Below are 24,435 nucleotides of genomic sequence, written 5' to 3'. Positions count from 1 at the left end.
TGGACGGCCTCGCCCGCCACGAGCACGGCTCCCGGTGGCTCCCGGTCCCCGGCCGGGCCCGGCGAAGACCCGTACTCCGAGCCGGTGTTACCGTCACGGCCATGTCCAGGAGCGAGATCGACGCGGTGACCGCCGAGTTCTTCGGCGCCTTCGACAACCGGGACGGGAAGGCCGCCGACGTGGCCCGGCTCCGTCGACTGATGATCCCGGGCGGGGTGATCGTCGTGACCGGCCCCGACTTCAGGGTCTACACGGTGGAGGAGTTCATCGAGCCGCGCGAACGCCTCCTGGGGGACGGCCGGTTGGTCGACTTCTCCGAGTGGGAGACGTCCGAACGGACCGAGATCGAGGGTGACATCGCCTCGCGGTTCGGCACGTACCGCAAGTCCGGGACGCTGGACGGCGAACCGTTCGAGGGGAGCGGCACCAAGGCCATTCAGTTCGTCCGCACCCCGGACGGCTGGCGGATCACGGCATTCTCCTGGTATGACAAGCCCTGACCGACGCTTACGAACAAGCCCTGACAGGCGCGCCTATGAGGGCCAGCCGACCCGGCCGCCGCATACGGTCAATGGGTGGGTCTTGTCCTCCTCGTGGAACCTGGTCCAGCCGACACGGACGGAGCCGTCGAACCGCTCGTGATGGCCCTCGGCCTTGGCCGCGAGCCACGTGAGCAGTTCGCCGACGCGGTCGAAGTCGTCCGGGTGGACCTCCTGCCGAGCCGTCAGCGCCCAGCCGCCCTCGCGCCGGAGCAGCACCGAGGTGAGCGCTCCGCCCGCCTTCGAGGCCGTGTCATGACACCCCAGGAGCGGCGCGGGGTCGTCCTCCGTGACCGGCTCGCCCCGGTCGTCCTCCACCACGACAGGGAACGCGCGCACCACGGTCAGCTCCACCGGGCGGGGGCCCAGGCCGAGATGCCACCGGAGCTCGGCGATCTCTTCCCCGGAGAGTTCGTCACGCAGGTCCAGCGCGATCGAGAGTTCGTAGATGTCCGCCATACCGGCACCGTAACGGCGGGGTGTGACAGACCTGCCGCCGGGCCGGGTGAGCAGGGGCGGCTCAGCCTCCGGCCGCCCCTCCCGTGCTCTCCCGCTCGATGAGCGTGGGCAGCGGTACCTGGACCGTGGCCGCGGGGCCGTCGTCCAGGAGGGACAGGAGTTCGCGGGCCGCCGTCCGGCCGAAGGACACCGTGTCGCGGGAGAGTGCCGTCAGCCACGGGTGCACCATCCGGCACAGCGCCGAGTCCTCCCACGCGATGACTGACACGTCTCCCGGGACGGCGAACCCGAGCGAGGCCGCCGCGGCGACCCCGGCGACGGCCATCACGTCGTTGTCGTACACGAGCGCCGTCGGCGGAGACGCGGCGGAGAGCACCCGCCGTGTCACCGCGGCGCCTTCCGCGTCCGAGTAGTCCGTGGTGACCGAGCGGACCTCCGACAGGTCGCGCCGCTCCGCCTCGGCCCGCAGCGTGCGGATCCGCCGTTCCGTGTGGGCGAGGCCGGGCAGTCCCGCGATGTGCACGATGCGGCGGTGGCCCAGGGCGTGCAGGTGGTCCACGATCGACGCCATCGCGCCCGCGTCGTCCGCCCAGACCGTGGAGAGGTTGGGGTGGTGCGCCTCCGGGTCCGGCACGCCGCCCGTCACCACCGCGGGCAGCCCCAGCTCGTCCAGGAGCGCCGGGCGGGGGTCGTCCGTGCGCGGGTCCACGACCAGGACGCCGTCCACCCGGTGCTCCGCCCACCACCGCTGGTAGACCGCGCACTCGGCGGTCACGTCCTCCACCACCTGGAAGAGCAGACCCAGTTGACGCTCCGCCAGGACTTCCTGGATGCCCGAGATGAGCTGCAGGAAGAACGAGTCGACGCCCAGTGTCCCGGCGGGCCTCGCCACCACGAGCCCCACCGTCGCCGAGCCCTCACCGGACAGCGCGCGGGCTGCCGTGCTCGGGTGCCAGCCCAGCTGCTCGGCGACCCGGCGAACCCGGTCGCGGGTGACGTCGGAGACTCCTGGCCGGTCGTTGAGCGCGAAGGACACGGCGCTCTCGGAGACTCCGGCGCGGCGCGCGATGTCCTTCATGGTCGGCCGGCGTGCCGGGGACCGCTTGCCTTGCACCGGTGTTGCCCCTTTCCTCTGGCGCGCATACTAATGCGCTTGAGTCAGCACACTCTAAAGCGCTTTAGTCGATCCCCGCAAGAAGTTCAACACACCTCGCTGACCTGCAGAGTTGTTGAGATGTGCAGGATTGTTAAACGAATCCATTGACTTTTTACCGGAGTTCCATGCAAGGTCTGCCTCACGCTGGGCCGAGCAAAGGAGCCGTTTCACCGTGCGCATCTCCCATCACCCCCGCATCCCCCGAAGGGCAGCCGCCGCTGCCGCCGTCATCGCCGTGCTCCTGCCGCTGAGCGCCTGCGGTGACGGAGGCGACGGCGGCGGTTCGACCGACGCGTCAGGCAAGGTCGAGGGCGAGATCACCTTCCAGACCTGGAACCTGAAGGCGAACTTCAAGTCGTACTTCGAGGGCGTCGTCGACGGCTTCGAGAAGAAGTACCCGGGCACGAAGGTGCACTGGGTCGACCAGCCCGGCGAGGGCTACGCCGACAAGATCAGCGCCGACGCCGCGGCCGGCACCCTCCCCGACGTCGTCAACGTCTCGCCCGACCTGGTGGCCCCGCTCGCCAAGGCCGGTCTCGCGCTCGACCTCGACAAGGCCGCCGGGAAGTACGAGAAGGAGTACCTGCCGGGTGCGTGGAAGAGCCACCAGATACCGGGCACGGAGGGCACGTACGCCTTCCCCTGGTACCTGAACACCGGGCCGCTCTTCTACAACAAGCGGATCTTCAAGGAGGCGGGGCTCGACGCCGACAAGCCCCCGACGACGTACGACCAGCTCTTCGACGACGCCCTGAAGCTGTCGAAGGAGACCAAGGGCAAGACCGCCACGCTCGCCAACGTCCCCACCATCGAGGACTTCGGGCGCTACGGCGTGCCGCTGATGGACAAGGCCGGGACCAAGTTCACCTTCAACGGCCCCAAGGGCGTCGAACTCCTCACCAAGTACAAGGAGTTGTACGACGCGAAGGCCCTGGACGGCCAGGCGCTCACCGCGACGCCCGAGTCGACGGGCAAGAAGTTCCTCACCGAGGCCGTCGCCATGAACCCCGGAAGCGCCCTGGACCTCGGCAAGTTCAAGAAGGACGCCCCCAGCCTCTACAAGAACATCGGGATCACCCCGCAGATCACCAACACCGGCAAGGACAACATGTACGTGATGGGCGTGATGGTGAACACGCGCACCAAGCAGACGCCCGCCGCCGTGGCGTTCGCCCACTACGTGACGGACGCGCAGCGCCAGATGTCCTTCGCCAAGAAGGTGGCGATCTTCCCCAGCACGGAGGGTTCGCTCGACGACCCGTACTTCACCAAGCAGGACGGCACCGATGACACGCGTGTGCGGATCGCCGCCGCCAAGTCCGTGAAGACCGCGGTCAATTACACGCCCGTGCTGTTCAGCGAGCAGATGAAGATCGAGCTGCGCAACGGCGTCGCCCGGGCGCTGCAGGGCAAGCAGAGTCCCAAGGAAGCACTTGACAACGCTGTCAAGAACTGCGACCGGCTGCTGAAGCAGAGCTGAGAAGACGACACGGGACCACCACCATGAAAAGCTCCAGCGCCGCCACCGTTCCCCGTGCCCCCGCCGACGACCGCGGCCCCCGCCGCCGCATCAGGCGTCAACTCCCGAGCAGCCCCTGGCTGTTCGCAGCCCCCGGGCTGCTGGTCGTCGGCATCTTCATCCTCTATCCGTTCGTCAGCACGGTCATCAACTCCTTCACCGACAAGCGCACCCTGATTCCGGGGGAGTACGTCGGCCTGGACAACTTCCGGGAGCTGCTGCACGACGACATGTTCTGGATCGGGCTTCGCAACTCGACGCTCTACATCGTCGGGGTCGTCCCGGCGCTCGTCCTGCTGCCGCTGCTGCTGGCGATGCTCGTCCAGAAGCACATCCCCGGCATCACCTTCTTCCGGTCGGCGTTCTACACGCCGGTGGTCGCGTCCATCGTCGTGGTGGGCCTGATCTGGGTGTGGATGCTGGATGAACGGGGCCTGGTCAACGCGGTGCTTGAGGCCGTGGGCGTCGGCTCGGTCGGCTTCCTCAGCGACCAGTGGCTGCTGCTCCTGAGCGCCATGGCCGTGACGGTCTGGAAGGGCCTCGGCTACTACATGATCATTTACCTGGCGGCGCTCGCCAACGTGCCACGTGAACTCCACGAGGCGGCATCGGTGGACGGCGCGGGCGCGGTGCGCCGCTTCTTCACGGTCACCGTGCCCGCCGTGCGCTCCACGATGGTCCTGGTCGCCGCACTCTCCTCGGTCGCCGCGTTCAAGGTGTTCACCGAGGTCTACTTGATGGCAGGGCCCAACGGCGGCCCCGCGGGCGAGGACACCACGCTCGTGATGCTGGTGCAGCGCGTCGGCACCGGCCTGACCGGCCGCGTCGGGTACGCGTCGGCCATCTCGGTCGTCGTCTTCATCGTCACCGTCGCGCTGATGCTGCTCGTGCTGCGCGCGGACCGGAAGGAGGACGCGTGAGCACCGCGACGGACACGCGCAAGGCCGAGCAGACGGCGAAGTCGGAGAAGGCGGCGCGGAAGGGCCGGAAGGACGGCTCCCGCAGCCGCGGGCGGATCACCGACGAGAACGGCCGCAGGATGCCCGTGTGGGAGATCATCCTGCGCTACGTGCTCCTGCTCGCCGTACTGGCGCTGATGATCGGGCCCTTCCTCTGGCAGCTCTCCACCTCCCTCAAGGGCCCGCACGAGAACATCTTCAGCTCCCCGCCCAAGTTCCTGCCGAGCAGCCCGACCTTCCACAACTACGAGCGCGTCGCCGACACCATCCCCGTCTGGGACTACGCCTTCAACTCCCTGAAGGTGGCCGCCGCCAACGTGGTGACCAACTGCGTGGGCGCCACCCTCGCCGGCTACGCCCTCGCGCGCCTGCGCTACCGGGGCCGCAGGGCGGCCACGCTCGTCTTCATCCTGGCCATGCTGGTGCCCGTGGAGGGCATCATCATCGCCCAGTTCACGACGATGCGGGAGCTGGGCCTCAACAACACCCTCATCGGGGTGCTGCTGCCGGGCTGCGTCTCCGCGCTCAACGTCCTGCTGATGCGCAACGCCTTCCTGAACCTGCCGTACGAGATCGAGGAAGCCGCGTACGTCGACGGCGCGAACGTCTGGCAGCGGTTCACGCGGATCGCCCTGCCCGCGGTCAAGGGCACGCTCGCCGTGGTGGCGATCTTCGCCTTCATGGGGGCCTGGGACGACTTCCTGTGGCCGCTGATCGTGCTGAGCGACCCGAGCCGGTTCACCCTGACCATCGGCCTGAACTACCTGCACGGCACCTTCGCCAACGACGAACGGCTCGTCGCCGCGGGCACGGTCATCGCCGTACTCCCGCTGATCGTGCTCTTCGCCTGTCTCCAGCGGTACTTCTTCCGCGGGGTGGGCGAGGGAGCGGTCAAGGGCTGACCTGCCGCCCCCTGCCTGCTGCCGTCCCGCCCGCACCGGGCCCCCCACACCCCCGAGAACCAGGACTCGCATGTCTCGTACGACTCGTGTGCCCTCTGTGCCCTCTGTGCCCTCCGCGTCTTCCGTGCCGTCCGGCGCGCCGCGCTTCGGCGCGAACTACACGCCCAGCCAAGGGTGGTTCCACCACTGGCTGGACTTCGACCTCGACGCGGTGCGCGCCGACCTCGACGCGATCGCCGCGCTGGGCCTCGACCACATCAGGGTCTTCCCGATCTGGCCGTACTTCCAGCCCAACCGCACCCTGATCCGGCCGCGCGCGGTGGAGCAGCTCGTCGCCCTCGCGGACGCGGCGGGGGAGCGCGGGCTCGACGTTAACGTCGACGGGCTCCAGGGGCATCTGTCGAGCTTCGACTTCCTGCCCGCGTGGACGCAGACCTGGCACCGGCGGAACATCTTCACCGACCCGGAGGTGGTGGAGGGCGAGGCCACGTACCTGCGCACGCTGGCCGCCGCGCTGGCCGACCGGCCGAACTTCATCGGCATGACCATCGGCAACGAGGTCAACCAGTTCTCGGCGGGCCCCCACCCCGACCCGGACCGCATCACACAGGACCAGGCGGAGGCGTGGCTGCGCCGGGTGCTTGCCGCGTGCGAGGAAGGCGCTCCCGGCAAGCTGCATCTGCACGCCGAGTACGACGCAGCCTGGTACCAGGACGACCAGCCCTTCACCCCGGCCCAGGCCGCCCGCCTTGGCGGTGTGACCGCCGTGCACTCCTGGGTGTTCAACGGAACGGCCCAGCGGCACGGGCGGGAAGGCGTCGCCACCGCGCAGCACGCGGCGTACATGATCGAACTGTCCAAGGCGTGGGCGGACGATCCGCACCGCCCGGTCTGGCTCCAGGAGGTGGGCGCGCCCGCTCCCCTCATCCCCGCCGAACACGCGGCGTCCTTCACCGAGGCGACGGTGGAGGCGGCGCTCGACTGCGCGGACGTGTGGGGGGTGACGTGGTGGTGCTCGCACGACGTGTCGCGGTCGCTGGCGGACTTCCCCGAACTCGAGTACAGCCTGGGCCTGTTGAGCAACGAAGGCCAGGTCAAGCCGGGAGGTGAGACGCTGGCCCGGCTCGCGAAGGAGTGGCGGGGGCGGGAGTACGCGCCTGCGGTGCGGGCCACTGCCGTGGTGGTGGATGACTCGGCCTCGGTGCGGTCCGCGTGTGCTCCTGGGGGAGCGGTGTTCGAGGCGTTCATGAGGCTGGTGGGGGACGGGGTGCGGCCCACCACCGTGCTGGCCGGCCGGGCGGGGGACTCGGCGCACTTGGCTGCGCGGGGCATTACGGAGGTCGTGCGGCCGGGGGAGGTCGGCTAGGCCCAAGACCTGTCCCCAACCCCGCCCGGAAGGGCGGGGTTGGGGACAAGATCATGTACACCGCACCCCCACGCACCCGCACCCGCACCAACAACACCACGGAGAAGCCCATGCACGACGACCGCACCCTCATAGAAGCCCGCCTCAAGCGCGTTCTCGACGAGCGCATCCGCCCGGCGGTCTACCCGGCGTCCGTCCCCCTGGACGTCGCCGTATGGACCGCCCCGGGTGAGCCCGTACCAGTAGAAGAGGGTCTCGCGGCCACCCCCGAACCCACCGAGGTCGGCGCCCCCTGGGGTGCCCCCTGGTCCACCAGCTGGTTCCAGGTGACCGGCACCGTCCCGAAGGAGTGGGCCGGGAAGACAGTCGAGGCCATCCTCGACCTCGGCTTCGACGAGAACATGCCCGGCTTCCAGTGCGAGGGCCTGGTCTACCGCCCCGACGGCACCCCGGTGAAGGGCCTCAACCCCCGCAACCAGTGGGTGCGGATCGCCGCCCCAGCCAGCGGCGGCGAAGACGTTCACCTGCACATCGAGGCCGCCTCCAACCCCGTCATCCTCGACTACCACCCCTTCCTGCCCACCCAGCTCGGCGACAAGGAGACGGCCGGCAGCGAGCCCCAGTACAAGCTCGCCCGCATGGACCTCGCCGTCTTCGACGAGACCGTGTGGCAGCTCGTCGTCGACCTCGAAGTGCTCGGCGAGCTGATGCAGGAGCTGCCCGAGGACTCCGGCCGCCGTTACGCCCTCGTGCGCGCCATCGGCCGCGCCCTGGACGCCGTCGACCTCCAGGACGTGAACGGCTCCGCCGCCGCGGCCCGCGCCGAGCTCGAAGGCGTCCTCACCACCCCCGCCGAGCCCTCGGCCCACCGCATCAGCGCCGTCGGCCACGCGCACATCGACTCCGCCTGGCTGTGGCCGTTGCGCGAGACGGTGCGCAAGGTCGCGCGTACGACGTCCAACATGACCGCACTCATCGAGGACGAGCCGGACTTCATCTTCGCGATGTCGCAGGCCCAGCAGTGGGCGTGGGTCAAGGAGCACCGGCCCGAGGTGTGGGCCAAGGTCAAGAAGGCGGTCGCCGACGGGCGGTTCGTGCCCGCGGGCGGTATGTGGGTCGAGTCGGACACGAACATGCCGGGCTCGGAGGCGATGGCCCGTCAGTTCGTGCACGGCAAGCGGTTCTTCCTCGACGAGTTCGGTATCGAGAACGACGAGGCGTGGCTGCCCGACACCTTCGGCTTCGCGGCCGGGCTGCCGCAGATCATCAAGGCGGCGGGCTCCAAGTGGCTGCTGACGCAGAAGATTTCCTGGTCGCAGACCAACCGCTTCCCGCACCACACCTTCAACTGGGAGGGCATCGACGGGACCCGCATCTTCACGCACTTCCCGCCCGTCGACACCTACAACTGCTCCATGAAGGGCAGCGAGATCGCCCACGCGGCGAAGAACTTCAAGGACAAGGGAGTCGCCCGGCACTCCCTCGCCCCGACGGGCTGGGGCGACGGCGGCGGTGGCACCACCCGCGAGATGATCGCGAAGGCGGGACGCCTGCGTGACCTGGAGGGCTCGGCGACCGTCGAGTGGGAGACCCCGGCGGCCTTCTTCGAGAAGGCGGAGGCGGAGTACCCCAACGCCCCTGTCTGGGTGGGCGAGCTGTATCTGGAGCTCCACCGCGCCACGCTCACCAGCCAGGCGGGCACCAAGCAGGGCAACCGCCGCAGCGAGCACCTGTTGCGTGAGGCGGAGCTCTGGGCGGCCACGGCAGCCGTCCGTTCGCCGGAATTCTCCTACCCCTACGAGGAGTTGGACCGCATCTGGAAGACGGTCCTGCTCCACCAGTTCCACGACATCCTGCCCGGCTCGTCCATCGCCTGGGTGCACCGGGAGGCCCGCGCGACGTACGCGGCGGTCGCCGACGAGCTGAACGGCATCATCGACGCGGCCCAGCGGGCGCTTGCCGGGGAGGGCGGCACAGGCACGCTCGTCTTCAACTCGGCCCCGCACACCCGGGACGGGGTTCCCGCGGGCGGCGCGCGGCCCGCCACCGTCGACGGACAGTCGGCGATCGCCTCGCGCGCCGACGGCGGCTACGTCCTCGACAACGGTCTGCTGCGGGTCGAGATCGACGCACGCGGGCTCGTCGTCTCGGCGTACGACATCGTGGGCGACCGGGAGGCCGTCGCACCCGGCCGGGCGGCGAACCTGCCGCAGATCCACGCGGACTTCCCGAACATGTGGGACGCGTGGGACGTCGACGAGTTCTACCGGAACACGGTCACCGATCTCACCGAGGCGGACGCGGTCGAGCCCGGTGAGGACGGCGCCTCGGTCCGTGTCGTACGCAGCTTCGGCGCCTCGCGCCTGACGCAGGTGCTGTCCCTGACGCCGGGCTCCACGCGCCTGGACATCGAGACCGAGGTCGACTGGCACGAGACGGAGAAGTTCCTGAAGCTGGCGTTCCCGCTGGACGTCCACGCGGAGCGGTACGCCTCGGAGACGCAGTTCGGTCACTTCTACCGGGCCACGCACACCAACACGAGCTGGGAGGCCGCCAAGTTCGAGGCCTGCAACCACCGCTTCGTGCACATGGAGGAGCCGGGCTGGGGCGTAGCGCTTGTCACGGACTCGACGTACGGCCACGACGTGACCCGCACGGTCCGTGCCTCGGACTCCGGTACGACGACGACGGTCCGTGCCTCGCTGCTGCGCGCCCCGCGCTTCCCCGACCCCGAGACGGACCAGGGCGTCCACCGCTTCCGGCACGCGCTGGTGCCGGGGGCCGGGATCGGCGACGCGGTGCGGGAGGGCTACCGGATCAACCTGCCCGAGCGGGAGCTCACGGGCGGCGCCGAGGTGGCTCCGCTGGTGACGGTCGACAATGACGCGGTCGTCGTTACGGCGGTCAAGCTCGCCGACGACGGCAGCGGCGACGTGGTCGTCCGCTTCCACGAGGCACAGGGCGGGCGCGCGAAGGCGACGCTGGCCGCGGGCTTCCCGGTCGGCTCCGTCGAGGTGACGGACCTCCTGGAACGCCCCCTCGCGGACGCCGCGTCGCCGGAGCGCTCGGGCGACGGAATCGCCCTGAAGCTGCGGCCGTTCGAGCTGGTGACGCTGCGGCTGACGCGGGCGTGACGGTGCTGTCCCGCTGAGCGGAAGTCGTGCTCCCCGGTGAAGTGACACCTGGTTTTGGACGGGTTGGAGGCCAGAGGGTGACCCGCCTGGCCAGGTGTCACATGATGAGTGCCTGAGACTGCCGATCACCGGGGGCACGGTGTGTACGAAGCCCGGCTGCACGAACTGACCCGCACTTTTGTCGGACGGGTGGAACAGACCCTGACCGACGGCTGAACCCCCGCTTCCGGCGCACACTGGCCCACATGCCCGTATCCCTGCATCACATCGTCATCGACGCCCATGATCTGCCCGCCCTGGCCCGCTTCTGGGCCGAGGCGCTGCGCTGGCGGATTCTGTCCGAGCGGGAGCGGGAGGTCGTGATCGGGCCCGATGAGACCGCGCCGATGGGCATTTGCTTCATGCCGGTGAGAGAACGCAAGGTCGTCAAGAATCGTCTGCACTTCGACCTGACGTCCGGTGCGCAGGACCGGGAGACCGAGATCGAGCGGCTGCTCGCGCTCGGGGCGCGCAGGGCCGAGGTCGGACAGAGCGGCGCGGAGTCCTGGACCGTCCTTGCCGACCCGGAAGGGAACGAGTTCTGCGTGGTCCGCCCGAAGAGAACCCTCATCGACTAGCAGCCAGGAGCCGCGCCCAGGTGGGCCGCCGGTGGTGGAACGCCCGCCGGAGGGACGGGAGCCCGTCCGTCGCAAGGCGCCTACTCGTCCAGCTGCCCCCGCAGCCAGTCCTCCACCTCTCCCACGTGCGCCGCCGCCGCGGCCCTTGCCGCCTCCGGGTCTCGGGCCACCAGGGCGCGGTGGATGCGCGCGTGCTCCCGGCGGGTGCGTTCGAAGGCGCCCTCTTCCTGGTAGCCGCGCCATACCCGGGCGCGGAACGTGCGGGACGACAGGCCCTCCAGGATGGCCGCCATCGTGTCGTTGCCCGCCGCGAAGGCGATCGTGCGGTGGAACGCCAGGTCGTGGGAGAGGATCTCCTCGGGGTCCTCCGTGGCGTTCATCGCCTCCAAGTGCTTTTCCACGTCGGCCAGTTGGTCGGGCGAGATGCGTGCCGCCGCCAACGCCGTAGCCGTGGACTCAAGGACTCTGCGTACCTCCAGGAGCTCCACCAGACGCGGGCCGCGCGACAGGTCGGCCACTACGCCGAACGTCTCCAGGAGATCCCCGGCCTCCAGCTGCGTGACGTAGATGCCCGAACCGTGCCGGGCTTCCAGGACCCCCATCACCGTCAGCGCGCGGATCGCCTCGCGCATCGAACTGCGCGAGATGCCCAGTTGGGTGGCCAAGTCCCTTTCTGTGGGCAGGCGTTCACCCGGCTCCAGCCTGCCCTCGCCGATCATCGCCTTGATCTGCTCGATGGCCCGCCCGGTCACGGTGCCCTTCTGCGGGGCGGTCTGGTCCACGTAACGCTCCTCCACTAGCCGAGTGCGCCGCAGTCTAATCAGAGATGTGGTCGGACCACTACGGCCTGAAAGCAGGAAAACTTGGCGCCGAGGGGTGTTGTGAGCACCAAGTGGTCTGATAAATATTCGCCCATCAGTCGCTAGGACGCACCAGAACTCACCAGGACTCGCCAGGACTTCGTCCGTTCACGCTCGATGAGGAGCCGTCAGATGGCCGGCAGAACAGTGCGCAACAGGAGCAGCAGGGCGGGGACTTCGCGGATGGTGCGGATCGCCGCCGCGGCCGCCTGCGCGTCCCTCGTGCTCACGGCATGCGGCAGTACGAAGGACAGCGCGGCGCCCGCGGGCGGCGAAGGGGGCGGCGAGGGCAAGGTGGGGGTGATCCTGCCCCTGCTGACCTCGCCGTTCTGGCAGTCGTACAACGACTACGTGCCGAAGATGGCGAAGTCCGAGGACGTCGACACGAACAAGACGGTCAACTCCAACAGCGACCCCTCGCAGCAGATCACCGACATCAACAACCAGCTCAATCAGGGGGTCAAGGGCCTCGTCGTCGCGCCCCTCGACAGCGCCGCGATCTCCGCCGGACTCGACCAGGCCGAACGCAAGGGCGTGCCCGTGGTCGCCGTCGACGTCGCCCCCGAGAAGGGCAAGGTCGCGATGGTGGTACGGGCCAACAACGTCGCGTACGGCGAAAAGGCCTGCGACTACCTCGGTGACCAGGTCAAGACGGGCAAGGTCGTCCAGATCATGGGAGACCTCGCCTCCGTCAACGGCCGTGAGCGCTCCGAGGCGTTCCGCACCTGCGTGAAGAAGAAGTACCCGGGGCTCAAGGTCCTGGAGATCCCCGCCAAGTGGGAGTCCGACACGGCCGCGTCGAAGCTGGACACGCTGCTCAACTCCAACCCCGGCATCAAGGGCATCTACATGCAGGCCGGCGGCGTCTACCTCGCCCCCACCCTGCAGACCCTGAAGTCCAAGGGAATGCTGAAGAAGGCGGGCGAGAAGGGGCACATCACCGTCATCTCGAACGACGGCATCCCGCAGGAGTTCGACGCCATCCGCAAGGGCCAGATCGACGCCACCGTCTCGCAGCCCGCCGACGCGTACGCCAAGTACGGGATGTACTACATCAAGGCCGCGATGAACGGGAAGAAGTTCAAGCCGGGCCCGACCGACCATGACTCCAAGATCGTGAAGCTGCCCAGCGGCATCCTCGAGGACCAGCTGCCCGCTCCACTGGTCACCAAGGAGAACGTGGACGACTCCAAGCTGTGGGGCAACACGGTCAAATGAGTACGCCGATGACCAAGTCCCCGGCTCCGGGGCCGACGCCGCTCGTCGAAGCGGCCGGCATAGCCAAGCGGTACGGACCCACCGTCGCGCTGCAGGACGGTCAACTGACCGTCCTGCCCGGTGAGTCCCACGCCCTCGTCGGCCGCAACGGCGCGGGCAAGTCCACCCTCGTCACCATCCTCACCGGCCTCCAGACCCCGGACGCGGGCACCGTCCTCTTCGACGGCGAACCGGCGCCCGCGCTCGCCGACCGCGACGCCTGGCGCCGCAAGGTTGCCTGCGTCTACCAGAAGCCCACCGTGGTGCCCGACCTCACCGTCGCCGAGAACCTCTTCATCAACCGGCAGCCCGAAGGGCGCGGCGGCTTCATCAGCTGGCGCAAGCTGCGCGCCCAGGCCGCCGAGGTGCTCGACACCTGGGACGTCCGGGTCGACCCGGACGCACGGACCGCCGACCTCAAGGTCGAGGACCGGCAGATGGTCGAGATCGCGCGGGCGCTCAGCTTCGGGGCGCGGTTCATCGTCCTGGACGAGCCCACCGCGCAGCTTGACAACCGGGAGATCGAACGGCTCTTCACGCGCATGCGGGCGCTCCAGGAATCCGGCGTGACCTTCCTCTTCATCTCGCACCACCTCCAGGAGGTGTACGAGGTGTGCCAGACCGTCACGGTCCTGCGGGACGCCCGCTGGATCACCACCGCGCCCGTGGCCGACCTGCCACGCGCGGCCCTGGTCGAGGCGATGGCGGGGGAGGCCCTGCGGGAGAAGGAGGCCGCCGAGGAGTCCGTCGCCCGCACCGAGGTCCCCGCCGACGCCCCGGTGATGCTCGACGTCACGGGCCTCACCAGCGAGTCGTACGAGAACATCGACCTCACCGTCCGCAAGGGCGAGGTCGTCGGCCTCGCCGGTTCCAGCGGCAGCGGCAAGATCAACCTCGCGGAGACCTTCGCGGGGCTGCACATGCCGACCGGCGGCAGCGCCCGACTCGACGGCAGGCGACTGCCGTTCGGGGACGTCACCGCCACGCTGCGGGCCGGCGTCGGCTGCGTACCGCGCGACCGGCACGACCAGGGCCTGGTCTTCGGGATGACGATCGGCGACAACGCCACGATGACCGTGCTCGACCGGCTCGGGAAGTACGGCTTCGTCCGCACCGAGCGCAAGCGGGGCTTCGCCGAGGAGCTGATCGACCGCCTCGACATCCACGCCGAGGGACCGGACCAGCCGGTGTCCGACCTCTCCGGCGGCAACGCCCAGAAGGTCGTCATGGCGCGCGCCCTGGCCTCCGACCCGCGGCTCCTCGTCCTCATCAACCCCACCGCGGGCGTCGACGTGAAGTCCAAGGAGTCACTGCTCGCCCGCATGGACAACGCCCGCGAGGACGGCACCGCCGTCCTCGTCGTCTCCGACGAGCTGGACGACCTGCGGCGCTGCGACCGCGTCCTGGTCCTCTTCCACGGCCGGGTGGCCGCCGAGCACGTAGCGGGCTGGCACGACCACGAGCTGATCGCATCGATCGAGGGCGTGGAAGAAACCGAAGGAGCGCAAGGAGTGAGTGACCGTGGCTGACACGAAGGCCCCGTCGGCCTCGACCGCACCGGACCTGACCGCGAAGACCGACAACGCCCGAGCCCAGGCACGCTCCGTGCTGTTGCGGAGGGCACGCGAACTCGCCCTGGTTCCCGCCCTGTTGCTGCTCATGCTGCTCGGCACGCTGGTGAACGACTCGTTCCTCACCGAGCGCAACCTCATCTCCATCCTCGGCGCCTCCGCCGCCCTCGCGATGGTCGTGCTCGCCGAGTCGCTCGTCCTCATCACCGGCAAGTTCGACCTGTCCCTCGAATCGGTCGTCGGCATCGCGCCCGCCCTCGGCGCGCTGCTCGTGCTGCCCGCCGCGCAGGCCGGATTCGGCACCGAGATGCCCGTCGCGGTGTCGCTGCTCGCGATCCTCGTCGTCGGCGCGGCCATCGGCGCCTTCAACGGCATCCTCGTGGTGAAGCTCAAGCTCAACGCGTTCATCGTGACGCTCGCCATGCTGATCGTGCTGCGCGGACTGCTCGTCGGCGCGACCAAGGGCAAGACGCTCTTCGGCATGCCCGAGGCCTTCTACACCCTCGCCACCTCGACGTTCCTGACCATCCCGCTCTCGGTGTGGCTGGCCGCCGTCTCCTTCGGCGTCGCGGGCTTCGTCCTCAAGTACCACCGCGTGGGACGCGCCCTGTACGCCATCGGCGGCAACGCGGACGCGGCACGCGCGGCCGGCATCCGCGTCGAGCGCGTGATGCTCGGCGTGTTCATCGTCGCCGGATGCCTAGCCGCCGTCGGCGGGCTCATGCAGACCGGTTACGTCGGCGCGATCAACGCCAACCAGGGCCAGAACATGATCTTCACCGTGTTCGCGGCCGCGGTCATCGGCGGCATCAGCCTCGACGGCGGCAAGGGCACCATGTTCGGCGCCCTCACCGGCGTCCTGCTGCTCGGCGTCGTACAGAACCTGCTCACTCTCGCCCAGGTGCCGTCCTTCTGGATCCAGGCCATCTACGGCGGAATCATCCTGGTCGCCCTGATGATCGCGCGCGTCACCACCGGCCGCGCACAGGACTGACCCCGCTCCGGGTTCCCCGTCTCCTTGCCCCTTTCCGGAAAGGCCTCCTGTGTCCCCGACTCCCGCCCGCATCACCGCGGTTGACACCTATGACGTACGGTTCCCGACCTCGCGGGAGCTGGACGGATCCGACGCGATGAACCCGGACCCCGACTACTCCGCCGCCTATGTGGTCCTTCGCACCGACGCCGACGACGGCCTGGAGGGGCACGGCTTCACCTTCACCATCGGGCGCGGCAACGACGTCCAGGTCGCCGCGATCGAGTCGCTGCGCCACCACGTGCTCGGCCGGTCCGTCGAGGACGTCTGCGCCGATCCGGGGACGTTGAACCGCGACCTCATCGGGGACAGCCAACTGCGCTGGCTGGGACCGGAGAAGGGCGTGATGCACATGGCGATCGGCGCCGTCGTCAACGCGCTGTGGGACCTGGCGGCCAAGCGCGCGCGCAAGCCGCTGTGGCGCTTCCTCGCGGACGCCGAACCCCAGTGGCTGGTCTCCCAGATCGACTTCCGCTACATCGCCGACGCCCTCACCCCGCAAGAGGCCCTGGACCTCCTCCAGGCGGGCAGACACGGGTCCGCCGAGCGTGAGGTCCTGCTGCGCGAGCGCGGATACCCCGGCTACACGACGTCGCCGGGGTGGCTCGGCTACAGCGACGAGAAGCTGACCCGCCTGGCCCGCCAGGCCGTGGCGGACGGTTTCACCCAGATCAAGCTGAAGGTCGGCGCGGACCTGGCGGACGACGTACGCCGCTGCCGCACCGCCCGCGAGGCGATCGGACCCGGCATCCGGATGGCGATCGACGCCAACCAGCGCTGGAACGTCGGCGAGGCCGTCGAATGGACGCGTGCCCTCGCGGAGTTCGACCCGTACTGGGTCGAGGAGCCCACCAGCCCCGACGACGTCCTCGGTCACGCGGCGATCCGCACGGCGGTCGCCCCGGTCAAGGTCGCCACCGGCGAGCACGTGCAGAACCGCATCGTCTTCAAGCAGCTCCTCCAGGCAGGCGCGATCGATGTGTTGCAGATCGACGCCGCCCGCGTCGGCGGCGTCAACGAGAATCTCGCGATCCTGCTGCTCGCCGCCAAGTTCGGCGTCCCTGTCTGCCCGCACGCGGGCGGCGTCGGTCTGTGCGAACTCGTCCAGCACCTGTCGATGTTCGACTACGTGGCGCTGACCGGGACCACCGAGAACCGCGTCATCGAGTACGTCGACCACCTCCACGACCACTTCATCGACCCGGTCGTACTGCGCGAGGGCCACTACGTCGCGCCCACCGCACCGGGCTTCTCGGCCACCATGCGGGCCGAGTCCCTCGCCGAATTCACCTACCCGGGCGGCGCCTTCTGGGCCGCCGACCTCGCACAGGGCAAAGGAGCAGCCGCATGACGGACGCCCAGGACTTCGAGGGCCTGAAGGCCCTGGTCACCGGCGGAGCCGCCGGCATCGGCCGGGCCACCGCCGAGCTGCTCGCCGGGCGCGGCGCCCAGGTCGCCGTGCTCGACCTCGACCCGAGCGCCGTGGAGAAGCCGCTCACCGGATACCGCGCCGACGTCTCCGACGACGCCTCGATGCGCGAAGCCGTCGCCGCCGCGGTGGCCGGCCTCGGCGGACTCGACGTACTGATCAACAATGCCGGGATCGGCGCGCAGGGCACCGTCGAGGACAACGACGACGCCCAGTGGCACCAGGTGCTCGACGTGAACGTCCTCGGGATCGTCCGCACCACCCGCGCCGCCCTGCCGCACCTGCGCGTCTCCACCCATGCGGCGATCGTCAACACCTGCTCGATCGCCGCCACCGCGGGCCTCCCGCAGCGCGCCCTGTACTCGGCGTCGAAGGGCGCGGTGCTCTCCCTGACGCTCGCCATGGCCGCGGACCACGTACGCGAAGGGGTGCGCGTCAACTGCGTCAACCCCGGCACCGTCGACACCCCGTGGGTCGGCCGCCTCCTGGACGCCGCGCCCGACCCGGCGGCCGAACGCGCCGCGCTCGCGGCCCGCCAACCCACCGGGCGCCTCGTCTCGGCGGCCGAAGTCGCGGGCGCCATAGCCTACTTGGCGAGCCCGCTCTCCGGCGCCACCACAGGCACCGCGCTCGCCGTCGACGGCGGCATGCAGGGCCTGCGGCTCCGGCCGGCCGGCCAGTGAGCGGCATGGCCCGGCGCGGCATCGGACCCGGCGGCGTCGAGGTGACCGAGCTGTCCTTCGGCGCCGCCGGACTCGGCAACCTCTACGCCCCGATCACCGACGAGGAGGCCGCCGCGGCGCTCGACGCCGCGTGGGACGCGGGCATCCGGTACTTCGACACGGCACCGCACTACGGCATCGGCCTGTCCGAACGCCGGGTGGGCCAGGCACTGCGGACACGCCCCCGGGAGTCGTACACGCTCTCCACCAAGGCGGGCCGCCTCCTCGAAGCGGTGGAGCGGCCCGTGGGCGACGACCTCGCCCACGGTTTCGCCGTCCCCGCCACGCACCGCCGCGTCTGGGACTTCAGCGCGGACGGCATCCGCCGCTCCCTGGAGGCGAGCCTGACCCGGCTCGGCCTCGACCGCGTCGACGTCGTCTACCTCCACGACCCGGACGACCACGCGGAGCAGGCCTTCCGTGAGGGGTATCCGGCCCTGGAGCGGCTGCGTTCCGAAGGTGTCGTGGGCGCGATCGGCGCGGGCATGAACCAGACGGCGATGCTCACCCGCTTCGTCCGTGACACGGACGTCGACACCGTGCTGTGCGCGGGCCGCTACACGCTCCTGGACCAGAGCGCCCTGACCGACCTGCTCCCCGCCGCGCACGAGCACGGCAAGGCGGTGGTGATCGGGGGCGTCTTCAACTCGGGCCTGCTCGCTGCCCCCGGGCCCGGCGCGACCTACGACTACACGACCGCGCCCCGGGCTCTGGTGGACCGCGCCTGCCACCTGAAGGCGATGGCGGAACGGCACGGCATCACGCTGCGCGCCGCCGCGCTGGCCTTCCCCTTCGCCCACCCGGCGGTCGCCACCGTCCTCGTCGGAGCCCGATCACCCCACGAAGTCCGGGACGCGGCAGCACAGTTCGCAACCGCCGTCCCCGACGACTTCTGGAAGGAAGCCCGCGCCGAAGGGTTGCTGCCCCTCGGCACACCCGTCCCCGGAGAGGACCCCGCGTGAGAATCGCCCTGCACACCAAGGTCCGCGCCGACCGCCTCGCCGAGTACGACGCCGCGCACCGCGAGGTGCCCGCCGAGCTGGTCGCCGCCATCCGCGCGGCGGGCGCCACCTCCTGGACGATCTGGCGCGACGGCACCGACCTCTTCCACGTCCTGGAGTGCGAGGACTACGCCCGTATGCTCGCGGAGCTGGACAAGTTGCCGGTCAACATCGCCTGGCAGGCCCGCATGGCCGAGTTGCTGGACGTCGTCCACGACTACTCGGCCGAGGGCGCGGACGCGGGACTGCCCGTCGTATGGGAGCTGCCGTGACACCGGGAATCGTCGACGCCCATCACCATGTGTGGGACCTCTCCGCACGCGACCAGGAATGGATCACCGGTGAGGCGCTCGCCCCGATCCGCCGGAACTTCTCCCTTGACGACCTTCTGCCCGATGCGCGTGCCGCGGGCGTCGGCGCGACCGTGCTCGTCCAGACGGTCACCGCCGCCGAGGAGACCCCGGAGTTCCTCGCCCTGGCCGCGGAGGGCGACCTCGTGGCGGGCGTCGTCGGATGGACCGACCTCACCCGCCCGGATGTCCCCGACGTGCTCGCCGCAATACGTCAACTCCCGGGCGGCCAGCACCTTGTGGGCATCCGGCATCAAGTCCAGTCAGAGCCCGACCCGCAGTGGCTGCTGCGGCCCGACGTGCGCCGGGGCCTGGCCGCGGTCGGCACGGCGGGCCTCGCCTACGACCTCGTGGTCCTGCCCCATCAGCTCCCGGCCTGTGTCAAGGCGGCTCAGGAGCACCCCGAACTCACCTTCGTCCTTGACCACGTGGGCAAGCCGCCCATCGCGTCCGGCGCCCTCGAACCCTGGGCGGGGGCCGTACGCTCGCTCGCCGCGCTCCCCAACACCGTCTGCAAACTCTCCGGCCTGGTCACCGAAGCCGACCCGAAGGCCTGGACGGTGGACGACCTGCGCCCGTACGCGGACACCGTCCTGGAGGCCTTCGGCCCCGACCGGCTGATGTTCGGATCGGACTGGCCCGTCTGCACCCTGGCCGCCACGTACGCGGAAGTCGTCGAGGCAGCAAGGGAGTTGACCGACGCGCTGAGCGCCACCGAACGCGCCGCGCTGTTCGCCGGGACCGCGACCCGCGTCTACCGCCTCCGGCCGCCCCGGCTCAGCGTCGTGGGCTGACCCGGGTCGGCGGCCAGAACTCCCGCACGTATGTCCGCTCCCAGCAGGCGCCCGTCTCCCGCAGCTCACGCCAGGTCGTGTAGCGGTAGCGGTAGAGGCGGGCGCGGATGTACGCGGGAGGCGCGTCCGGCGGGAACGGGACGTGGCCCAGCAGCCGCAGCGTGTCCCGGTCACCGTCCAGGAGCCGCTCCACCAGCGGGCCGAACCACGAGCGCGCGTAGGCGGGGGAGAGCGCGGCGAACCACATCATCCAGTCCAGCCGCAGATGGTAGGGCGCGAACTGCCGTGGCCAGCGGCGCACATCGCCGGGCTTGCCCTTGAACCCGTACTCCCGCCACTCCGCGTCCTGGCGGGGTGCCGTGTCCGCCGTCCCCTCGATGACCACTTCCTGGCGGACGCGGCTGACGCTGCCGAACGCGCCGTACGTGTTGACGAGATGCAGCGGGTCGAAGGAGGAGTTCATGATCTGCCGGCGCGAGAACAGATTGCGCGCGGGCCGGTAACTCAGCCCCAGGACCAGGGCCGTCACCGCGATGACGACCACCTCGTACCAGAGCGGGGCGGCGGGCGACGTCGACGGTGTCCCCGCGCCGCCCAGGTCCACGACGGACACGGCGAGCACGATCGTCATCCAGTTCAGCCAGGAGAAGTTCCCCGAAAGGACCAGCCACAGCTGGGTGACGATCATCAGGCAGGCGGCGGCAGTGGCGACCGGCTGGGGCGTGAACAGCAGGACGGGCACGACGAGTTGGGTGAAGTGGTTCGCCGCGACCTCCATCCGGTGGACCGGCCGCGGCAGATGGTGGAAGAACCAGCTCAGCGGGCCCGGCATCGGCTGTGTCTCGTGGTGGAAGTACAGGCAGGTGAGCCCCCGCCAGCACGCGTCGCCGCGCATCTTGATCAGCCCGGCCCCGAACTCGACGCGGAACAGCACCCAGCGCAGCAGGAAGAGGACGAGCACCGGCGGCGCCGTCTCGTCGTTGCCGAGGAAGACAGCGAGGAAACCCACCTCGAGCAGCAGTGACTCCCAGCCGAAGCCGTACCAGGTCTGCCCCACGTTCACGATCGACAGGTACAGGGCCCACGGCACCACCCACAGCAGCATGCCGCCCCACAGGGGGAGGAGGCCGTCGGCGCCCGCGAGCAGCGCGACCGCGCAGGCACAGCCCGACCATGCGACGAGGGCGAAGAAGCGGTCCGAGTAGTGCAGCTGGAAGAGGCTCGGCGCCCGGCGGAACGGCACGCGCCGGACGTAGCGCGGCACCGGCAGCATGCCGCGTTCCCCGATCAGCGCCCGGAACTGCAGCGCCGCGCCCAAAAACGCGACGAGGTAGACCGCGGCGAGAGCCCGCTGGAAGACGAGGCGGCCGAGCCAGTACTGATCCGCTGTGAACCACTCCACAAGGCCATCTTGCGCCCTGACCGGACCGGCTCCCTCCGGGCTCGACCCCCCGCCCGGCTTGCGCACCGGCTGCGCCTGCCTCAGAGAATGGGGCAAAGTGCCCGATAGTAGGCGGGAGAACGCGGTGCGTGTGCCCACCAGGACCTATGCGACGGCCTTCGCGATATCCGCGGCCCTCGCCGTCGCGGGATGCTCCGGCGGAGGCGACAAGAACTCCGCCGACGGCGGCTCCGAGCTGTTCATGCAGCCGGTCGCCGCCCAGGGCCCCGACCCGTTCACCGACTCCACGGCGACGTCCACGGCGACCCCCTCGCCCGTCACCCGTTCGCAGCAACCCTCGCCGAGCGGAACCTCCTCGCCCACGGCCCAGGACGTGCGCTCCCTCTCGGGCGGTACACCCGGGCTCTACGGCGGTACGCACTCCGTGAGCAGCTGCGACGTCGCCGCCCAGGTCCGCTTCCTCACCGCCGATCAGAGCAAGGGCCGCGCCTTCGCCCAGGCGTCGGGCATCGCCCAGGCCGACATCCCCGGCTTCCTGCGCGGCCTGACGCCGGTCGTGCTGCGGGCCGACACCCGCGTCACCAACCACGGCTACCGCGACGGCGCCGCCACCGGCTTCCAGTCCGTGCTCCAGACGGGCACCGCCGTCCTCGTCGACAACCGGGGGCTGCCCCGCGTGCGGTGCGCCTGCGGGAACCCCCTGAAGCCGCCGGTCGCGCTCAAGGGCACCCCGAGCCATCAGGGCAAAGCGTGGTCGGGCTACCGCCCGGCGCAGGTCGTGGTGGTGACTCCGGCCCCAAAGATCATCGTGAACATCACCATCGTGAACATCGTCGACAACACCTGGATCGAGCGGAAGATCGGCGACCAGGACGGCGGCAAGGACCACACGGTGCCGCCGCCGCACCCGACCCCCACGCCGACCCCCACCCCGACCACGCCGTCCCCGACCGACCCGAGCGACAGCGACACCCCGAGCGGCAGTGACACGCCGAGTGACAGCGACACGCCCAGCGACAGCGACTCGCCCAGGGACAGTGACACTCCGAGCGACAGCGACTCACCCAGCGACAGCGACTCGCCGAGCGGCAGTGACACCCCCAGTGGCAGCGATACGCCCAGCGACCGGGGCAGCACCTCCACGGACTGCCCCACGCCCCTTCCCGCCACGGGCACGGAGCCGCCCACCGGCTCCCCGTCCGGGATCCCGCCCGGCTGTCCGACGCCCACGCCGAGCGGCTGAGCGTGCGCGCTCGGGCCCGACAGCGAAGAATCATGAAGTGTCATGACGCCCACGCCACTGCCGGACGACTGGCCAGCGGATCCACGGTCGATCCTGGCGTCCAACCGCACAGGCTGCTTCGACTGGGACCTCGACAGCCGCCTGCTGCATTTCGACGCCTCGGCACTGGACGTCTTCGACCTGCGGGCCGACGAGTTCGACGGCCATCCGGAGAGCCTCGCCATCCGGGTCTCCGCGGTCGAGTCCCACCGTCTGGACGCCCTCGTCTCGCGCGCGCTGAAGGACGGCAGCGAGACCTACGGCGTCTACTTCCGGGTACGGCTGCGCGCGGGCGGCCTGCGCTGGACCCATACCCAGGGGTTCATCCACCGGGACGGGACGGGGCGGCCGTACCGCATCGTGGGCATCGTCCGTGACGCCACCCAGGAGCTTCGCGACAGCTCGGCCCGCCAGCAGCGCGCCGACGAGGAGGAGGACCGCCGCCGCCGTACGAGCATCGTGCAGGGCACCACGGCGGCCCTCGCGCACGCCCGCACCGTCCGGGACGTCATCGACGTACTCAAGGACACCCACGGCCTCGCGCACCTGGGCGCGTCGAATCTGGTCATGGGCCTGGTCGAGGCCGGGCGGATCCGGCTGGTCGCCGAGGGACCCGTGGGCAGCTTCGTGCCGGGCACCAAGTTCACGCGTATCGACGAGCGCTACCCGATGAGCGACGTCGTGCGCACGCTCTCGCCGCGCTTCATCGAGACGGCGGCCGAGTTCGCGGCCTCGTACCCCGACCTGTGGCCGCACATCGACAAGCTGGGCATCACATCGGCCGCGTATCTGCCGCTGATCGCGCAGGCCAGGCCGATCGGCGTGCTCGGCCTGCTCTACCAGGACAAGACCGGCTTCACCGAGGAGGAGCGCGACGTCCTGGTCGCCCTGAGCAGCGGCATCGCGCAGAGCCTGCAGCGCGCCATGTTCTACGAGCAGGAGAAGGACCTCGCCCAGGGACTCCAGCAGGCGATGCTGCCGCGCACCATCCCCGGCGTGCCCGGCGCCGACATCGCGGTCCGCTACCGCTCGGCGGCGCTCGGCCGGGACATCGGCGGCGACTGGTACGACGTGATCCCGCTGCCCGGCGGTCGCGTCGGGGCGGTCATCGGCGACGTACAGGGCCATGACACCCACGCGGCGGCCGTCATGGGCCAGCTGCGCATCGTGCTGCGCGCCTACGCCGCCGAGGGGCACACACCGGCCACCGTCATGGCCCGCGCCTCGGGCTTCCTGCACGAGCTGGACACCGAACGCTTCGCCACCTGCCTCTACGCGGAGGCCGACCTGTCGTCGGGCATGGTCCAGCTCGTGCGGGCCGGCCATATCGACCCGCTCGTCCAGCAGACCGACGGGAGCTGCCGCAGGGTGCCGGTCGACGGCGGTCTCCCGCTGGGCCTCTCGGCCGAGTTCGGCCGTCTCGAATATCCGGTCACCACCTTCGAACTCGACGCGGGCCAGACCCTGTTGCTCTTCACCGACGGCCTCATCGAGGAGCCGGGCGCCGACCTCGACGACGGTCTGCGCGCCCTGGGCGAGCTCGCCTGTTCGGGCCCGCGCGACCTCCAGCAGCTCGCCGACCGGCTCTGCGGGATCGTGGACGAGCGGGGCGGCGAGGACGACGCGGCGCTGCTCCTCATGCGCCGCCGCCCGAACGACGCGCCCCGCTCCGGCGGCCGCCTCCAGCAGCACGTGGGCCCCGGGGACCCGGAGGCACTGGCCGAGGCCCGGCACATGATCCGGGCCGCGGTGCGCGCCTGGGGCGCCCGGGAGCGCACCGACGAGGTCGAGCTGGTGGCCGACGAGGTGATCACCAACGCGCTGATGCACACCGACGGCGCGGCGGTCGTGACCCTGCGGGTCGTCAGCGGCACCGACCGGCGCCTGCGCGTCGAGGTCGAGGACTCCTCCAGCGCCCTGCCGCGCCGCCGGGAGGCGGGGGAATCGGGAGTGTCGGGGCGCGGGCTGCTGCTGGTGGACATGCTCGCGGACGCCTGGGGCGTCGAGTCGCGGGGCAGCGGCAAGTGCGTGTGGTGCGAGTTCGTCGTGCCCCCGCGGGAGAGCCAGGGTTAGGGGCGAGCTG

General features: G+C 70.4%; 21 protein-coding genes. 17 read left to right on the top strand and 4 right to left on the bottom strand.

Annotated features, from left to right (window positions below; all coding sequences use genetic code 11):
* Positions 1-101 precede the first annotated feature (101 nt).
* Entirely contained in the window at positions 102-500 is a 399-nt protein-coding gene (locus AB0E78_RS13725; protein WP_361831633.1) for a nuclear transport factor 2 family protein, read from the top strand.
* Between the two features lie 33 nt (positions 501-533).
* Here AB0E78_RS13725 and AB0E78_RS13720 read toward each other — a convergent pair whose 3' ends face one another.
* Positions 534-998, bottom strand: a complete 465-nt coding sequence (locus AB0E78_RS13720) for a hypothetical protein (protein WP_361831631.1) — start codon at positions 996-998, stop codon at positions 534-536.
* 61 nt (positions 999-1,059) lie between these two features.
* Entirely contained in the window at positions 1,060-2,076 is a 1,017-nt protein-coding gene (locus AB0E78_RS13715) for a LacI family DNA-binding transcriptional regulator (RefSeq protein WP_361831629.1), read from the bottom strand.
* 274 nt (positions 2,077-2,350) lie between these two features.
* Between AB0E78_RS13715 and AB0E78_RS13710 the strand changes: the two genes are divergently transcribed.
* The 6 genes from AB0E78_RS13710 to AB0E78_RS13685 all read left to right on the top strand — a co-directional run bounded on the left by AB0E78_RS13710 (position 2,351) and on the right by AB0E78_RS13685 (position 10,651).
* On the top strand, positions 2,351-3,634 hold the full coding sequence (locus AB0E78_RS13710) for an extracellular solute-binding protein (protein ID WP_361831786.1): 1,284 nt from the start codon (positions 2,351-2,353) through the stop codon (positions 3,632-3,634).
* Positions 3,635-3,657: 23 nt separating this feature from the next.
* A complete protein-coding gene (locus AB0E78_RS13705) occupies positions 3,658-4,593 on the top strand; it encodes a sugar ABC transporter permease (RefSeq protein ID WP_361831627.1) in 936 nt (311 codons plus the stop codon).
* A gap of 95 nt (positions 4,594-4,688) precedes the next feature.
* Positions 4,689-5,534 carry a carbohydrate ABC transporter permease gene (locus AB0E78_RS13700; protein ID WP_361831784.1) on the top strand — a complete coding sequence of 282 codons (846 nt, stop codon included), beginning with the start codon at positions 4,689-4,691 and terminating at the stop codon, positions 5,532-5,534.
* A 124-nt stretch (positions 5,535-5,658) separates the two neighbouring features.
* Positions 5,659-6,900, top strand: a complete 1,242-nt coding sequence (locus tag AB0E78_RS13695; RefSeq protein ID WP_361831783.1) for a glycosyl hydrolase — start codon at positions 5,659-5,661, stop codon at positions 6,898-6,900.
* Positions 6,901-7,010: 110 nt separating this feature from the next.
* Positions 7,011-10,034 (top strand): glycoside hydrolase family 38 C-terminal domain-containing protein, encoded by a 3,024-nt coding sequence (locus tag AB0E78_RS13690; protein ID WP_361831781.1) that lies wholly within the window; start codon positions 7,011-7,013, stop codon positions 10,032-10,034.
* 245 nt (positions 10,035-10,279) lie between these two features.
* Complete coding sequence (locus tag AB0E78_RS13685) at positions 10,280-10,651, top strand: VOC family protein (protein WP_361831625.1); 372 nt, start codon at positions 10,280-10,282, stop codon at positions 10,649-10,651.
* Between the two features lie 80 nt (positions 10,652-10,731).
* On the opposite strand, the gene AB0E78_RS13680 is transcribed toward AB0E78_RS13685, so the two are convergent.
* The gene (locus tag AB0E78_RS13680) at positions 10,732-11,433 is read right to left on the bottom strand and encodes a FadR/GntR family transcriptional regulator (RefSeq protein WP_361831623.1); all 702 of its coding nucleotides are present in this window, start codon (positions 11,431-11,433) and stop codon (positions 10,732-10,734) included.
* 210 nt (positions 11,434-11,643) lie between these two features.
* Here AB0E78_RS13680 and AB0E78_RS13675 point away from each other — a divergent pair, with 210 nt between their 5' ends.
* From AB0E78_RS13675 to AB0E78_RS13640, 8 genes are read left to right on the top strand one after another with little or no spacing between them, the layout of a single operon-like run.
* Entirely contained in the window at positions 11,644-12,729 is a 1,086-nt protein-coding gene (locus tag AB0E78_RS13675) for a sugar ABC transporter substrate-binding protein (protein WP_361831621.1), read from the top strand.
* 8 nt (positions 12,730-12,737) lie between these two features.
* Positions 12,738-14,297: a sugar ABC transporter ATP-binding protein gene (locus AB0E78_RS13670; RefSeq protein WP_361831619.1), complete on the top strand. Its 1,560-nt coding sequence runs from the start codon at positions 12,738-12,740 to the stop codon at positions 14,295-14,297.
* Positions 14,290-15,333 (top strand): ABC transporter permease, encoded by a 1,044-nt coding sequence (locus AB0E78_RS13665; protein WP_361831617.1) that lies wholly within the window; start codon positions 14,290-14,292, stop codon positions 15,331-15,333. Before AB0E78_RS13670 ends, AB0E78_RS13665 begins: the two co-directional genes overlap by 8 nt.
* 49 nt (positions 15,334-15,382) lie before the next feature.
* The gene (locus AB0E78_RS13660) at positions 15,383-16,723 is read left to right on the top strand and encodes an L-fuconate dehydratase (protein ID WP_361831615.1); all 1,341 of its coding nucleotides are present in this window, start codon (positions 15,383-15,385) and stop codon (positions 16,721-16,723) included.
* Positions 16,720-17,484 (top strand): SDR family oxidoreductase, encoded by a 765-nt coding sequence (locus tag AB0E78_RS13655; RefSeq protein ID WP_361831613.1) that lies wholly within the window; start codon positions 16,720-16,722, stop codon positions 17,482-17,484. Before AB0E78_RS13660 ends, AB0E78_RS13655 begins: the two co-directional genes overlap by 4 nt.
* A 5-nt stretch (positions 17,485-17,489) precedes the next feature.
* Complete coding sequence (locus AB0E78_RS13650) at positions 17,490-18,485, top strand: aldo/keto reductase (RefSeq protein WP_361831612.1); 996 nt, start codon at positions 17,490-17,492, stop codon at positions 18,483-18,485.
* Entirely contained in the window at positions 18,482-18,796 is a 315-nt protein-coding gene (locus tag AB0E78_RS13645) for an L-rhamnose mutarotase (RefSeq protein WP_361831610.1), read from the top strand. The genes AB0E78_RS13650 and AB0E78_RS13645 overlap by 4 nt, the downstream gene beginning before the upstream one ends.
* Positions 18,781-19,668, top strand: coding sequence for an amidohydrolase family protein (locus tag AB0E78_RS13640; protein ID WP_361831608.1), 888 nt, complete (start codon positions 18,781-18,783; stop codon positions 19,666-19,668). The genes AB0E78_RS13645 and AB0E78_RS13640 overlap by 16 nt, the downstream gene beginning before the upstream one ends.
* Here the strand turns inward: AB0E78_RS13640 and AB0E78_RS13635 are convergent.
* Complete coding sequence (locus AB0E78_RS13635) at positions 19,652-21,070, bottom strand: lipase maturation factor family protein (protein WP_361831606.1); 1,419 nt, start codon at positions 21,068-21,070, stop codon at positions 19,652-19,654. The genes AB0E78_RS13640 and AB0E78_RS13635 overlap by 17 nt on opposite strands.
* A gap of 124 nt (positions 21,071-21,194) precedes the next feature.
* On the opposite strand from AB0E78_RS13635, the gene AB0E78_RS13630 reads away from it, so the two are divergent.
* Both AB0E78_RS13630 and AB0E78_RS13625 read left to right on the top strand, forming a co-directional pair.
* On the top strand, positions 21,195-22,313 hold the full coding sequence (locus AB0E78_RS13630) for a DUF6777 domain-containing protein (RefSeq protein WP_361831604.1): 1,119 nt from the start codon (positions 21,195-21,197) through the stop codon (positions 22,311-22,313).
* A gap of 42 nt (positions 22,314-22,355) precedes the next feature.
* The gene (locus AB0E78_RS13625) at positions 22,356-24,425 is read left to right on the top strand and encodes a SpoIIE family protein phosphatase (RefSeq protein ID WP_361831602.1); all 2,070 of its coding nucleotides are present in this window, start codon (positions 22,356-22,358) and stop codon (positions 24,423-24,425) included.
* Positions 24,426-24,435: the final 10 nt, after the last annotated feature.

It is taken from the genome of Streptomyces sp. NPDC032198 (assembly GCF_040636975.1).
In the GTDB taxonomy this organism is placed as follows: domain Bacteria; phylum Actinomycetota; class Actinomycetes; order Streptomycetales; family Streptomycetaceae; genus Streptomyces.
Note: the sequence above shows the minus strand (reverse complement) of the source record. Positions and strands in the feature narration are given on the sequence as shown.

What these genes read in the sequence shown, in the direction of transcription:
- AB0E78_RS13725 (WP_361831633.1), top strand. Translation starts at nt 102, where the DNA reads ATGTCCAGGAGCGAGATCGACGCGGTGACCGCCGAGTTCTTCGGCGCC.
- AB0E78_RS13720 (WP_361831631.1), bottom strand. Translation starts at nt 998, where the DNA reads ATGGCGGACATCTACGAACTCTCGATCGCGCTGGACCTGCGTGACGAA.
- AB0E78_RS13715 (WP_361831629.1), bottom strand. Translation starts at nt 2,076, where the DNA reads ATGAAGGACATCGCGCGCCGCGCCGGAGTCTCCGAGAGCGCCGTGTCC.
- AB0E78_RS13705 (WP_361831627.1), top strand. Translation starts at nt 3,658, where the DNA reads ATGAAAAGCTCCAGCGCCGCCACCGTTCCCCGTGCCCCCGCCGACGAC.
- AB0E78_RS13690 (WP_361831781.1), top strand. Translation starts at nt 7,011, where the DNA reads ATGCACGACGACCGCACCCTCATAGAAGCCCGCCTCAAGCGCGTTCTC.
- AB0E78_RS13685 (WP_361831625.1), top strand. Translation starts at nt 10,280, where the DNA reads ATGCCCGTATCCCTGCATCACATCGTCATCGACGCCCATGATCTGCCC.
- AB0E78_RS13675 (WP_361831621.1), top strand. Translation starts at nt 11,644, where the DNA reads ATGGCCGGCAGAACAGTGCGCAACAGGAGCAGCAGGGCGGGGACTTCG.
- AB0E78_RS13670 (WP_361831619.1), top strand. Translation starts at nt 12,738, where the DNA reads ATGACCAAGTCCCCGGCTCCGGGGCCGACGCCGCTCGTCGAAGCGGCC.
- AB0E78_RS13655 (WP_361831613.1), top strand. Translation starts at nt 16,720, where the DNA reads ATGACGGACGCCCAGGACTTCGAGGGCCTGAAGGCCCTGGTCACCGGC.
- AB0E78_RS13650 (WP_361831612.1), top strand. Translation starts at nt 17,490, where the DNA reads ATGGCCCGGCGCGGCATCGGACCCGGCGGCGTCGAGGTGACCGAGCTG.
- AB0E78_RS13640 (WP_361831608.1), top strand. Translation starts at nt 18,781, where the DNA reads ATGGGAGCTGCCGTGACACCGGGAATCGTCGACGCCCATCACCATGTG.
- AB0E78_RS13625 (WP_361831602.1), top strand. Translation starts at nt 22,356, where the DNA reads ATGACGCCCACGCCACTGCCGGACGACTGGCCAGCGGATCCACGGTCG.